Annotated in this window: 13 protein-coding genes; 4 read left to right on the forward strand and 9 right to left on the reverse strand. The window is 75.7% G+C overall.

What is annotated here, in order from left to right:
- Window positions 1-26: 26 nt before the first annotated feature.
- Window positions 27-3,539, reverse strand: a complete 3,513-nt coding sequence (locus KSP35_RS11570) for an adenylate/guanylate cyclase domain-containing protein (RefSeq protein ID WP_217001956.1) — start codon at window positions 3,537-3,539, stop codon at window positions 27-29.
- A gap of 73 nt (window positions 3,540-3,612) precedes the next feature.
- On the opposite strand from KSP35_RS11570, the gene KSP35_RS11575 reads away from it, so the two are divergent.
- Entirely contained in the window at window positions 3,613-4,035 is a 423-nt protein-coding gene (locus KSP35_RS11575) for a TIGR03618 family F420-dependent PPOX class oxidoreductase (protein WP_217001958.1), read from the forward strand.
- On the opposite strand, the gene KSP35_RS11580 is transcribed toward KSP35_RS11575, so the two are convergent.
- Genes KSP35_RS11580 through KSP35_RS11600 form a run of 5 tightly spaced genes read right to left on the reverse strand, consistent with a single transcriptional unit; the run spans window position 4,013 to window position 7,481 of the window.
- On the reverse strand, window positions 4,013-5,284 hold the full coding sequence (locus KSP35_RS11580) for an NAD(P)/FAD-dependent oxidoreductase (protein WP_217001960.1): 1,272 nt from the start codon (window positions 5,282-5,284) through the stop codon (window positions 4,013-4,015). The genes KSP35_RS11575 and KSP35_RS11580 overlap by 23 nt on opposite strands.
- Before the next feature lie 53 nt (window positions 5,285-5,337).
- Window positions 5,338-5,964, reverse strand: a complete 627-nt coding sequence (locus KSP35_RS11585) for a hypothetical protein (RefSeq protein WP_217001962.1) — start codon at window positions 5,962-5,964, stop codon at window positions 5,338-5,340.
- A complete protein-coding gene (locus KSP35_RS11590) occupies window positions 5,961-6,407 on the reverse strand; it encodes a DUF3052 family protein (RefSeq protein WP_217001964.1) in 447 nt (148 codons plus the stop codon). The genes KSP35_RS11585 and KSP35_RS11590 overlap by 4 nt, the downstream gene beginning before the upstream one ends.
- 9 nt (window positions 6,408-6,416) lie before the next feature.
- A complete protein-coding gene (locus KSP35_RS11595; protein ID WP_217001966.1) occupies window positions 6,417-7,274 on the reverse strand; it encodes a DNA-formamidopyrimidine glycosylase family protein in 858 nt (285 codons plus the stop codon).
- A 12-nt stretch (window positions 7,275-7,286) separates the two neighbouring features.
- Complete coding sequence (locus tag KSP35_RS11600) at window positions 7,287-7,481, reverse strand: hypothetical protein (RefSeq protein WP_217001968.1); 195 nt, start codon at window positions 7,479-7,481, stop codon at window positions 7,287-7,289.
- A 136-nt stretch (window positions 7,482-7,617) separates the two neighbouring features.
- Here KSP35_RS11600 and KSP35_RS11605 point away from each other — a divergent pair, with 136 nt between their 5' ends.
- Together KSP35_RS11605 and KSP35_RS11610 are read left to right on the forward strand one after the other, a co-directional pair.
- Window positions 7,618-8,376: an SDR family oxidoreductase gene (locus KSP35_RS11605; RefSeq protein WP_217001970.1), complete on the forward strand. Its 759-nt coding sequence runs from the start codon at window positions 7,618-7,620 to the stop codon at window positions 8,374-8,376.
- Between the two features lie 74 nt (window positions 8,377-8,450).
- Window positions 8,451-9,482: an S-adenosylmethionine:tRNA ribosyltransferase-isomerase gene (locus tag KSP35_RS11610; RefSeq protein ID WP_371748977.1), complete on the forward strand. Its 1,032-nt coding sequence runs from the start codon at window positions 8,451-8,453 to the stop codon at window positions 9,480-9,482.
- A 115-nt stretch (window positions 9,483-9,597) separates the two neighbouring features.
- Here the strand turns inward: KSP35_RS11610 and KSP35_RS11615 are convergent, their stop codons facing one another.
- Window positions 9,598-10,551: a ubiquinol-cytochrome c reductase iron-sulfur subunit gene (locus KSP35_RS11615; protein ID WP_217001974.1), complete on the reverse strand. Its 954-nt coding sequence runs from the start codon at window positions 10,549-10,551 to the stop codon at window positions 9,598-9,600.
- Window positions 10,552-10,722: 171 nt separating this feature from the next.
- Here KSP35_RS11615 and KSP35_RS11620 point away from each other — a divergent pair, with 171 nt between their 5' ends.
- A complete protein-coding gene (locus KSP35_RS11620) occupies window positions 10,723-11,484 on the forward strand; it encodes an SDR family oxidoreductase (protein WP_217001976.1) in 762 nt (253 codons plus the stop codon).
- A 36-nt stretch (window positions 11,485-11,520) separates the two neighbouring features.
- On the opposite strand, the gene KSP35_RS11625 is transcribed toward KSP35_RS11620, so the two are convergent.
- Together KSP35_RS11625 and KSP35_RS11630 are read right to left on the reverse strand one after the other, a co-directional pair.
- A complete protein-coding gene (locus KSP35_RS11625) occupies window positions 11,521-11,976 on the reverse strand; it encodes a hypothetical protein (protein ID WP_217001978.1) in 456 nt (151 codons plus the stop codon).
- Between the two features lie 37 nt (window positions 11,977-12,013).
- Complete coding sequence (locus tag KSP35_RS11630) at window positions 12,014-12,493, reverse strand: GNAT family N-acetyltransferase (RefSeq protein ID WP_217001980.1); 480 nt, start codon at window positions 12,491-12,493, stop codon at window positions 12,014-12,016.
- Window positions 12,494-12,505: the final 12 nt, after the last annotated feature.

The following is a 12,505-nucleotide window of genomic DNA, read 5'->3' on the forward strand; positions in this document are numbered from 1 at the left end:
GCGAACCGGCGGGCCGGCCCTCCCCTTCAGGCGGGGACGGGCCGGGCGGTGAGGTCGAAGATGCGGGCCCAGCCGTGGGGGTCGATGCCCAGGTTGCTCGCCACCCGGCCGGCCCGGGCCACCTGGTCGGCGGCGTCGACGGCACCGGTGCGGTGGGCGACCTCGGCGGCGGCCAGGCCCACCACGGCCTGGGCCACGAGGTCGTCGGTGGCCTCCACCAGCAGGTGGGCCGCCTCGATGCGGGCGGCGGCCGCCTCGGTGCGGCCCTGCGTGGCGGCCTGCAGGGCGGCGCCGACCTGGGCCAGGCCCCGGTCGAGGTAGGTGGCGCCGGTGAGCGACGCGACCCGGTCGGCCCGCTCCTCGGTGTCCGGCGCGCCGAGCACCGCCGAGAGCAGCGTCTGGGCGGCGGCCAGGTTCGGGTCGTCGGTGGGCGGCTGGTCGAGGCCGAGGGCCAGGCAGGCGCCGTCGACGTCGCCGCGCTGGAGGGCCACCATGCCCAGGGCCACCGACGGGTCGTCGCCGCCCACCTCGGCCAGGGTCTGCAGCTCGTCGACCACGTCGGCGGCCCGCTCGGGCTCGCCGATCTGCACGGCGGCAGCGAGCCGGGTGAAGCGGGCCAGCTGGCCGCCGGCGGCGCCCCGCACGTCGATCGAGCCGCCCTCCTCGCCGGCCTGGGCCAGCAGCTCGAAGCCCTCCTCCACCCGGCCGACCATCACGAGCGACCGACCCAGCGTGCCGCCGGCCTGGCCGAGGCCATAGCGGTCGCCGAGCGACTCGAAGGTGCGGCGGGCCTGGGCCGCCAGCTCGACGGCCTCGCCCGACCGACCGGTCCACAGGCGCACCGAGGCCAGCAGCAGCGTCATCATGGCGGTGGCCCACGGATCGTTGCGCGAGCGAGCCTCGCCCAGCACCTGCTCGCCGAGGGCGGCCGCCTCGACGATGCGGTGCTGCTGGAAGCGGATCCAGCTCAGCAGCCCGAGGCTCCACGCCAGGCCGCGCGTGTCGACCGGGTCGGAGAACCGCTCGACGGCAGCCTGGATGTGCTCGTCGGCCTCGGCCAGGTGGCCCAGCACGAAGGCGGTCCAGGCCAGGTTCTGCATGGCCCAGCCCTGGCCGGTCCGGTCGCCGACCTCCTCGAAGGCGGCCAGCGCGGCGGTGGCCGAGGCCTGGGCCTCGGCCATGCGGCCACCGAAGATCTCGGCCATGCCCCGCTGGCGGAGGGCCTCGGCCCGGCCGGCGTGGGCGTCGAGCGCCTGGTAGCGCGCGACGGCATCGGTGAGCGAGGCGACGGCGGCGTCGACGTCGCCCTCCTTCTGCTCGATGCGGCCGCGGATCACCAGGGCGTCGGCCTGGGCGAGCGGGTCGCCGGCCTCCTCGGCCAGGGCGCACGCCTGGTCGACATCGGCCCGGGCGGCGCCCAGGTCCCACACCTCGGCGTTGAGCACGGCGCGATCGAGGTGGAGGCGGGCGACCTCGGCCGGCGGGACCGAGCCCTCGGGGCCGAGCAGCGTGAGGGCCTGGCCGTAGAGGCGGATGGCGGTGTCGAGGGCTTGGTCCCGACCCGCCCGCTCGGCGGCCTCGACCACCCAGCGCCGGGCCTGGTCGGCCAGGTCGGCGGGGAAGGCGGCGGTGCGGCCCACCGGGCCCAGCTCGCCGGCCAGGGACACGGCCGTCGCGTAGTGGTGGGCCAGCTGGTCGACCACCCAGGCCGGACGGGGGCGGCGGGTGGCCACCGCCTCCTCGAGGTAGTGGGCGATGCCGAGGTGGCTCTTGGCCCGGTCGGCCTTGGTGACGGTCTGGTACGCCACCTCGCGCACGAGGTCGGAGCGGAACGACCACACGTGGTCTTCCAGCTCCATGATCTCGTCGTCGACCAGCTGGGCGAGGGCGACGTCGACGTCGAGGTCGGCGTGGAGGTGCCGGGCCATCTCGCGCAGGCCGGCCACCGGGCCGCGCTGGCCGATCACCGCGGCGTCCTGGAGGATCGAGCGGGCCGAGGGGTCGAGGTCGTCGAGGCGGGCGGCCACCAGGCCGCGGAGCGTGTCGGGCAGGGTGGCCACGTTGGGCCCGGCCCCGGCGGCACCGTCGAGCAGGCTCACCAGCTCCTCGAGGAAGAACGGGTTGCCGCCGCTGCGGTCGAGCACGACGTCGGCCACCTCGGGCGGCACGGCCCGGCCCACCAGCGAGGTGAGCAGCGCGGAGGCGGCCTCGCGGCCGAGCGGGTCGAGGTGCAGCACCAGGGTGTTGTGGCGCCCCGGGCGCGGGGTCCACTGGTCGAGCAGGGCCGGGCGGGCGGTGGCCAGCACCACGATCGGGCAGTGGTGCACGGTGGCGAAGATGTCGTCGATGAGGGTGAGGACGGCGTCGTCGGCCCAGTGCAGGTCGGAGATCTGCAGCACCAGGGGGCGGTGGTCGGAGAGGGCGGCGGCATACACGCCCAGGGCCCGGCCGGCCTCCTCGCGCACGGTGGTGGGGTCGGCGCCGGCCGGCGGCTCGTGGCCGAGCAGGGTCAGGAGGCCCTCGGTGGTGCGACCGACCTCGGGGTCGGTGACCGGGCGGCGCAGGGCCACGCCCACCTGGGCGAGCGCTGCGGCGCGGTCCTCGTCGAGCGACTCGCCGTCGCCCACGCCCAGCCCGTCGCGCAGGGCGTCGGCCACCGGCCACCACACGTTGGCCTCGCCGTAGGGCACGCAGCGGCCCTCGCGGACCACCACGCCGTGCTCCTTCGACGCCCACTCCGAGACCTCGTCGGCCAGGCGGCTCTTGCCCATGCCGACGTCGCCCATGAGCAGCACCATGAGGGCCCGCCCGTTGGTGATCGACGTGTCGACCGCGTGGCGCAGCAGACCCAGCTCGTGGTCGCGGCCGACCAGCGGCACGTCGACCCGGCGGGCACGGTGGCCGGGCGGCAGGGTCGGGGCCACGGCCCGCCAGGTCTCCACCGGCTCGTCGCGGCCCTTGGCGGCCAGCAGGCCGCGGGGCTCGTAGGCGATGGTGTGGGCGGTGGCCTGGTGGGTGGCCGGGCCGACGAGGACCTCGCCGGGCTCAGCCGAGGTCTGGAGCCGGCTGGCGGTGTTTACGACGTCGCCCATGGCCGTCACCGAACCGGCGGCGCGCATGGCGCCCACCAGCACCTCACCGGTGTTGACGCCCACGCGGATCTGGAGGGCCTGGCCGATCTCGGCCACCTCCTCCAGCAGCGTCTCCTGCATGCGCAGCGCCGCCCGGACGGCCCGCTCGGCGTCGTCCTCGTGGGCCACCGGGGCGCCGAAGAGGGCCACGAGGGCGTCGCCCACGATCTTGTCGACCTGGCCGCCGAAGGCGGTGACGTCGGCGGCCAGCCGCTCGAAGCAGCGGTCGACCAGGTTCTTGACCCGCTCGGGGTCGAGCCGCTCCGAGAGCGAGGTGAAGCCCACGAGGTCGGCGAAGAGCACGGTGACCACCCGTCGCTCGTCCCCCTCCGTCCGCAGCGACCGGCCGCAGCTGGCGCAGAACCGGGCGGCGTCGTCGGCCGTGGCCCCGCAGGCCGAGCAGATCATGTGCGGAGTGTACGGCCCATCGGGGTGACCCCGGCTGGTGCGTTCCGGCTCCGGTGGGTGGCAGGCTCGGGCCATGTCGCTCGACCCCACGAACCTGCCGGACGAGGCCCTCGCCTTCCTGGCCGAGTACCACCTGGCCAGCCTGACCACCTTCCGCCCGGACGGCACGCCCCACGTGGTGCCGGTGGGCTTCGGCTACGACCCGACTCGGGCGCTGGTGCGCATCATCACCTTCGCCCCCAGCAAGAAGGCGCGGAACCTGCTGGCGGCGCCGGGCAGCCGGGCGTCGGTGTGCCAGGTCGACGGCGGGCGCTGGCTGACGCTGGAGGGCCCGGCGACGGTGACCGACGATCCCGAGCGGGTGGCCGCCGCTGTCGAGGCCTACGCCGCCCGCTACCGCCAGCCCGGCGAGCGGGCCGACCGGGTGGCCATCGAGATGCAGGTCGACCGGGTGCTCGGCCGGGGCGGCGCCCCTACTCCCGCGAGCGGAAGATGAGCCGCGGGCCGCGGTCGTAGGTGAGCCAGTTCCAGAACCAGTTCACGAAGACCGACAGCCGGTTGCGGAAGCCGGCCAGCAGGAGCAGGTGGAGGCCCAGCCAGGCCAACCATGCCGGGAAGCCGCGCAGCTTGATCCCCAGCGGCAGCTCGGCGACGGCCCGGCTCCGGCCGATGGTGGCCATGGTGCCCTTGTCGAGGTAGTGGAAGGGCTCGGTGCCCCGGCCGTCGAGGCGGCGCACCACCTGGCGGGCCGCATGGCGGCCCGACTGGATGGCCACCGGCGCCAGCTGCGGCAGGGGCCTGGCGTCCTTGGCCTTCGGATCGGCGATGGCGGCCACGTCGCCGATGGCCCAGATGCCGGGGTGGCCCTGGACGCTCAGGTCGGCGGCCACCTCCACCCGGCCGGCCCGGCCGGTGGGCAGCCCGAGCGCAGCGGCCACCGGGTTGGCCTGCACGCCGGCCGCCCACACCAGGGTGTGGCACGGGACCAGCTCGCCGCCGTCGAGCTCGACGCTGGTGGCACGGACCCGGTCGACCGTGGCGCCGGTGCGGACCTCGACGCCGCGGGCCTCCAGCGCCTCGCGGGCGTGGCGGCGCGACACCTTGGCGAACGGGGTCAGCAGGTCCGGGAGCATCTCCACCAGCACCACCCGGGCCCGGCCCACGTCGAGGTGCTTGAAGTCGCGGTCGAGGACCATGTGGAACAGCTCGGTGAGGGCACCGGCCACCTCGACGCCGGTGGGGCCACCGCCCACCACCACGAACGTGAGGGCACCGTCGTCGATGAGCGACGGGTCGGCGTCGGCGGCCTCGAAGCGCTCGAGCACGTGGTTCCGCAGCCGCACCGCATCGGCCAGGTTGTAGAGCGGGAAGCCGTGGTGCTCCACGCCGGGGATGCCGAAGGTGTTGGTGGTGGCGCCAGCGGCCAGGACGAGGTGGTCGTAGGCGAGGTCGGCCACCTCATGGCCGTCGCCCTGCAGGTGGAGGCGCCCGGCCTCCAGGTCGGCGCCGATCACCGTGGCCTGGCGGAACTCGAGGTTCTCCTGGCGGCCGACGATGCCGCGCACCGGGTACGCCACGTCGGCGCTGGCCAGGCCCGAGGTGGCCACCTGGTAGAGCAGCGGCTGGAACGTGTGGAAGTTGTTCTTGTCGACGAGCGTGACGTCGACGGGGGCGCCGGCCAGCTCCTTGGCGGCGGCCAGCCCACCGAAGCCGGCCCCGACGATCACCACGTGCGGACGGTCCATGGGGCCACCCTACGAACGGGTCGGGCCGCCCACCACCGATTTCGTGAAACTTCTCACAAGCTCGGTTGGGCGCCCTCGGAGCGGTAGCGAGCCGGGTCGGACCAGGCGTGGGTGCGAGCGTCGAACCCCGCTGCCTCGGGGAGCAGCCAGGCTCGGGCGCCCGGCTCGCCGTCGCGGATGGCCGAGGCGCTCACCGGGCGGTGGTCCTCGCCCACCGGCAGCAGGCGCACGCCCTCGAGCCGTTCGAGCCCGGCCAGGTCGTCGTCGGCCCGCGGTGCCACCAGCACCAGGGGCAGGCGGGCGACCGCGGCGTCTCGGGTGGCGGGGTCGTCGCCGTACCAGGCGGCGTCGTTGACCTGGCGCCACTTGTCGGCGCCCATCACCACCGCGTCGTAGCCGGCAGCGAGGTCGGCCACGAGGCGGTGCTCCGACAGGACCACGCCCAGCCACGGCCGGGAGGCCGCCACCTCGCGCAGCACGGCCAGCCGGTCTGCGAGCGTGGGCACGGCCACGCCCTCCTTGCCCAGCGCCGAGCGCGACACCACCCAGTCGACCCGATCGAGCTCGGCGGCGGCGACGGCCGCCTCGGCCACGGCGAGGTGGGCGACCGTCGGCGGGTTGAACGAGCCCGGGTAGCAGCCGATGCGCAGGCCCGGATCTCGGACCGGCCGCCCCGTCACGCGGAGCCCTCGAGCGCCGCGCGACGCTCGGCCCGGCGCTCCTTGCGCCACACGACCCGCAGCCCGGACCACGTGGCGTCGATGGCGCAGACCTTGTTGTCGACCAGCCCGAGCGGGAGGAACACCTCGCGCACCGTGTCCTCGGCGACGTCGGTGGGGACGTTCGAGGCCTTCTTCGGCCAGGCGATCCAGAGGCCTCCGTCGACGTCGAGCGTGGCGATCAGCGGGTCGACCAAGGCATCGAGGTGGGCCCGTCGGGTGACGAACGCGACCACGACGTCGGCGGCACCATCGGCATCGGTGCCGCCGCGCTGGTCGATGTCGGCGGGCAGGGACTCGGCGAGCAGGTCGCCGAACCCGTCGGGCGCCTCGACCAGGGCGAGGCGGGAGCCGGTGGCGATGCCGAGCTTCTTCGCCAGGGGCGTCCCCGAGTAGCCGGCCATCGCCCGAGGCTAGGAGGGCGTCGCCGCAGCGGGCGGCACCGGTCCCGGCGGCACCCGGCCGGTGGCGCCGGGGGGCTGGCAGCGGGGGCACCAGTAGGTGCTGCGGTTCTGCTCGCCATGGCGCTGCATGCGGATGGGCGTGCCGCAGCGGGGGCAGGGCCGGCGGGCCTTGCCGTAGACGGCCACCGAGCCGGCCGGACCGGCCACCGTCGTGCGGCGGGTGGTGGTGAGGTTGAGCAGCAGCAGGCGGTTGGCCGCCTCCAGCAGCTGGCGGCGCACCTCGACGGGCACCCGGCCCACCGCCACGAACGGGTCGACGAAGCAGCGGTGCAGCAGCTCGGACTTGTAGACGTTGCCGATGCCCGAGGCCACCCGCTGGTCGAGCAGGACCTCGGCGGTGGTGGTGCCGGGATCGGCCACGGTGTCGAAGCGGGCGAGGGCGGCGTCGAGGTCGACGTCGGGGGTGCACAGGTCGGGGCCGAGGTGGCCGATGGGGTCGCGGGCGGTGCCCAGCGGGCCGCCCGGCTGGGCAGGGCGGTAGGTCTGGACCTGCGGTGCCGAGAAGCACACCGCCTCCCACCCGTCGACCGCCACCAGCGCCCGCAGGAGGTGGCGGGGCTTCCGCCAGCGGGCACCGGCCGGGTACAGGTGCCACGAGCCCGGCATGCCGAGGTGGGTGCGCAGGGTCAGGCCGTCGTCGAAGTGGATCAGCAGGTGCTTGCCGACGGCCTCGACGTCGCGGATGCCGACGCCGACGGTGGGCCGGTCACCCAGCAGCCGGGGCGCCTCGAAGCGGCGCAGCGTCGCGCCGGCGAGCGCCGGCCGCAGCCGGTTCGCGGTGCGGTGGAGGGTGTCACCCTCGGGCACGGCAGACCTCGGTCACGCGTCGGCGTCGCCCTTCCAGCGCTCGTCCTCGTCGTCCCACGCCTCGTTGCGGGCCTCGTTGGTGGCCTTCCAGTTCCGGGCCGCCTCCTCGGAGGGGTACGGGCCGAGGGCGTTGTCGGGGTCGTCCCGCTGCTCGCCCGTCTCGGGCTGCGAGTGGGTCAGGCACCAGTACCACTGCGTCGTGCTCACGGGACACCTCCGGGCTCGGGGACCTCCGGACGCTACCCGTGGCCTGCGGATCCCGGAACTGCTCGGGCGGCGGACATAAAAACAGGTGAGGCTGTGTTTATGGTGGTACCCACCACACCGACCCGGAGGTCCACCCATGGACGCCACCACGCGCACCGCACCCGTCGCCCTCGTCACCGGCGGGTCCCGAGGGCTCGGCCGGGCCCTCGTGGACGGCCTGCTCGCCGACGGCTGGTCCGTCGTCACCGACGGCCGGGACGCCGACCGGCTCGCGGCCACCGCCGCCGAGCTCCGTGCCGCCGACCCCACCGCCGGCGATCGGCTCGTCGCCCTCGCCGGCGACGCCGCCGACCCCGCCCACCGGGACGACCTGCTGGCCGCCACCGACGCCGCCGGCGGGCTCGACCTGCTGGTGCTCAACGCCGGCGACCTCGGCCCCAGCCCGCTCCCCCGCCTGGCCGACCTGGGCGAGGACGACCTGGCCGCGGTCCTCGCCGCCAACGTCGTGGCGCCGCACGCCCTGGCCCGCGCCGCCCTCCCCCAGCTCCGCGCCGCCCACGGCACCGTCGTGGCCGTCACCTCCGACGCCGCCGCCGAGGCCTACGAGGGCTGGGGCGCCTACGGCGCCAGCAAGGCCGCCCTCGAGCACCTCGCCCGGGTGCTCGCCGAGGAGGAGCCCGACCTGGCCGTGCACCGCATCGACCCCGGCGACCTGCGCACCGACATGCACCAGGCCGCCTTCCCCGGCGAGGACATCTCCGACCGCCCCGAGCCCGCCACGGCCGTGCCCGGGATCCTCGCCGTCGTCCACCGTCGCCCGCCCTCCGGCGGCCGGTGGCAGGCCCAGGCCGTGACCGCCGATCCCACCTCCGTCCCGCAAGGAGCCCCGTCGTGACCACCACCGCCACCACCGCACCCGTCCCCGCCGCCCGCCCGTCGGACCGGGCGCCGACCGCCCCGGCCGGCGACGTGCTCGACTTCCACCTGCCCACCGAGCTCGAAGCCCACGAGCCGCCCGAGGCCGCCGGCCGCCCCCGCGACGACGTCCGCCTCCTCGTGAGCGTCGGCACCGAGGAGCCGGTCGACACCCGCCTCGGCGCCCTCCCCTCGCACCTGCGGCCGGGCGACCTCCTGGTGATCAACACCTCCGCCACCATCCCCGCCGCCCTCGACGGCATCCGCGCCGACGGCGAGCCGGTGGCCGTCCACCTGTCGACCCCGCTGCCCGATGGCACCTGGCTGGCCGAGGTCCGCCGCCGCACCGACGGCACCACCGAGCCCTACGGCCGCACCATGGCCGGTGAGGTGGTCGAGCTGCCGGGCGGCGCCCGCCTCGTGGGACGCACGCCGTGGCAGGCGTCGACCCGGCTGACCGTGGCCGACCTCGACCTGCCCGGCCCGGTGCTCCCCTACCTCGCCCGCTGGGGCCATCCCATCCGCTACCGCCACGTGCCGGTGCCCTGGCCGATCGGCACGTACCAGACCGTGTTCGCCGACCGTCCCGGCTCGGCCGAGATGCCCAGCGCCAGCCGGCCCTTCACCGCCGAGGTGGTCACCCGGCTCGTCAGCGCCGGCGTGGGGATCGCCCCGGTGACGCTGCACACCGGCGTCTCGTCGCTGGAGGAGCACGAGGACCCGTACCCCGAGCGCTTCGACGTCCCGGCCAGCACCGCCGAGCGGGTGGCCGACACCCGCGCCCACGGCGGCCGGGTGGTCGCCCTCGGCACCACCGCGGTCCGGGCCCTCGAGTCCGCCGTCGGCCCCGACGGACGGCCCACCGCCGCCTCGGGCTGGACCGACCGGGTCATCTCCCCCGAGGCGCCGCCCGTGCTCGTCGACGGCCTCATCACCGGTTGGCACGAGCCCCGGTCGTCGCACCTCCGCATGCTCGAGGCCATCGCCGGCCGCCCCGCCCTGGCCCTCGCCTACGACCGCGCCGTCGCCGCCGGCTACCGCTGGCACGAGTTCGGCGACCTCCACCTCATCCTCCCCCCGCGCTGACCCCCGCCCCCCACCCCTCGCCAACCCTCCGAACTTGTGGGCGCACACCGCCGAAAACGGCAGTCCTGGCCCACAAGTTCAGGTTGCGGACTCCCACCCCATCGAACTTGTGGGCTCACACCGCCGAACACGGCGGTCCTGGCCCACAAGTTCGGGTCGGGGGCGGGACGGGTCGGTTGGGGCGGGGAGGCCGCGGCGTGGTCAGCCGGCGGGGGTGCCGGAGATGCAGTGGGGGGCCCTCGGCCTCCTGGCCGGTGGTGTTGGTGCCGACGGGCGGGCCGAGGATGACCTGGCCGGTGTTCACCGTGAGGGCGCCGCCGGACACCGAGATCGGGAAGCGGTCGAGGCCGCGGGGTGCCGGGCCGGCCTTCTTCTCGCCGACGTGGTCGTACTGGGAACCGTGGCAGGGGCACTCGAACCACTGCGACGTGAGGCAGGCCGGCACCCGGCAGCCCAGGTGCACGCACTTCTGGTAGAGCGCCACGAAGCCGGCCTCCATGCCCACCAGCTCGGCCGGCGAGTAGGCAGCCTTTGCCTTGGGGAGCGCGTCGTCGGGGTACGGCACCACCCACATCCGGCCGTCGGGGTAGTAGGCGAAGCCGGTGCCGGCCTTGATGGCGCTGTTGACGTCGTTGATCGAGCCGATGGCGATCTTCGAGCCGAAGCCGGCCGTGGTCGTCGGCCACAGGTACGCCAGCAGGGCGGCGCCGAAGCCCGACAGCGACAGGGCGAAGCCGCCGATGATGCTGCGGTTCAGGAACTGGCGACGGGTGGTGCCGACCTCCTCGGGGTCCGGTGGCCGCCACTCGACCGGGGCGGGCGAGCCGTCGACGGGCTCGAGCTCGCCGGCCCGCCGCGCCAGCACCGCGGCGTGCTCCACCTCGGCGCCGCGGCTGCGGGACGGGGCGTGGCGGGGTCGGCTCCAGCGGCGCCGGTCGCGGGCCCGGGCGTCGCGGGCCAGGTCGCCGGTGGCGTCGCCCGAGTGGGCGCGCCGGCTGCTCGTGATCACCAGGGCGGCGGCGGCGAGCAGGCCGACCGCGAGCAGCGTGAACGTGAGGTCGGGGGACATGGTCGGTACCTCCTTCGGCCGGGAGGTACCGCCTGATGGCGGGGACGCGGGCGCCGGGCGCTCGTGGAGCGGGCCATCCGGCGCAGGACTCGGCGCGGGATGTGGGTTGCGACCTCGACGGTACGCCCGGGTCCGGCCGACGCGACGTCGCCCCCGCGCGAAGCTCCGACGATGCAGAGCACGGAGCTGGACGGCAAGGTCGCACTGGTCACGGGAGCAGCGAACGGGATCGGCGCCGCGGTGAGCCGGCGGCTCGCCTCGCAGGGCGCGTCGGTGGTGGCGGCCGACGTCGACGACGAAGCCGGCGAGGCCGTGGCCGCCGAGGTCGGCGGCCTCTACGTGCACCTCGACGTGCGGGACCTGGCCCAGAACGAAGCTGCGGTGGCCGCCGCGGTCGACCGGTTCGGCGGCCTGGACCTGGTGCACCTCAACGCCGGCGTGAGCAGCGGCCACGGCCTCGGCGCCGACTTCGACGAGGCCGCCTACCGCCGGGCCATGGGCATCAACCTCGACGGCGTGGTCTACGGCGTGCACGCCGCCCTACCCGCCCTGCAGCAGCGCGGCGGCGGCACGATCATCGCCACCGCCAGCATGGCCGGGCTGACCCCGGTGGCCCTCGACCCGATCTACGCCGCCAACAAGGCGGCGGTGGTGGCCCTCGTGCGGTCCCTCGCCGAGGCCTACCGGGCCGACGGGATCCTGGTGAACGCCCTGTGCCCGTCGTTCGCCCACACGAACATCATCACCGGCATCAAGGCGTTCCTGGACGAGGTCCACTTCCCGATCCTCGACGTCAGCGAGGTGGTCGACGCCTTCGTGGCGATCCTCGACGGGGGCGGCACCGGCGAGGCCTGGTTCGTGGTCCCCGGCCGCGAGAGCCAGCCCTTCGGCTTCCGCAACGTGCCCGGGCCACGGTCGACCGAGCCGCACTGACCCGAGCCCCACTGACCCGAGTCGCCGGGCCGGCCGTCAGGAGCGGAGCAGCACCACGTGCTGGCCGCCGCCGGCCTCGACCTCGGCGGTGACCTCGAGGGCGGGCCGCAGGCGGGAGATCCGGTCGACCAGCCAGGCGGCGGCCTCGGCGGCGTCGGCCTCGCTCGGGCAGCGGGCCATGGCCTCGCGGCCCCGCTTGCGCTCGAGGCGCTCCACCGCGGCGAGGATCGGCGCCGGGTCGACGACGAAGAGGTGGTCGGGCCACGGGACCACCGGAGCGGTGGCCCCCTTGCCGGTGTTGCACCCCCGGTGGGCCAGCCGCTCCTGGCCGTCGTCGCCCTTCTTGGCCTTCGCCTTGGCCTTGGCCTTGGTGAGCACCGTGTCGATGCTCGGGCCGCGGGGGTCGTTCACCGACATGTCGGGGTCGACCGGTTCGTCGCAGAGCCAGCAGCGCCAGCCGTCGGCGTCACCGACGTCCTCCAGCCGGCTCACCGGGCGGTCGCGGACGGGTGCGGGCGGAGGCGGCGGGTCACCGCGGCACGGTACCGCCCGACGGCAGGGCCACGGCCATGGGGTGGTGCGGCCCGATGCCGGCGATGGGGAACTCGGGGCCCTCGACCACGAACCCGGCCCGCTCGTAGAACGGCACGGCCCGGAGGCGGGCGTTGCACCACAGGAGGTCGCACCCCGAGGCGGTGGCGTGGGCGACGGCGGCGGCCAGCACCAGGCCGCCGATGCCCTGGCCCTGGAAGCCGTCGGCGGCCGCCATCCACTTGAGCCGCCACGGCGCGACGACGTCGTCCCGCCACCAGCAGGGCTCGGGACCGACGGTGACGGTGGCGATCGGCTCGTCGCCCGCCTCGCCGGCGGCCGCGCCGGCCGGGAACGCAGCGAAGGTGGCGATCGGCGGTCCGCCCTGCACCGGCAGCAGCACGGGGTCGTCGGGATCGTGCGGACGGAGCACGGCGTAGCGGAGCCGCTCGGTGGCGGCTTCCGGCACCTGCTCCACTCGGAACGCTCC

This window comes from Aquihabitans sp. G128, assembly GCF_019048865.1.
In the GTDB taxonomy this organism is placed as follows: Bacteria; Actinomycetota; Acidimicrobiia; order Acidimicrobiales; family Iamiaceae; genus Aquihabitans.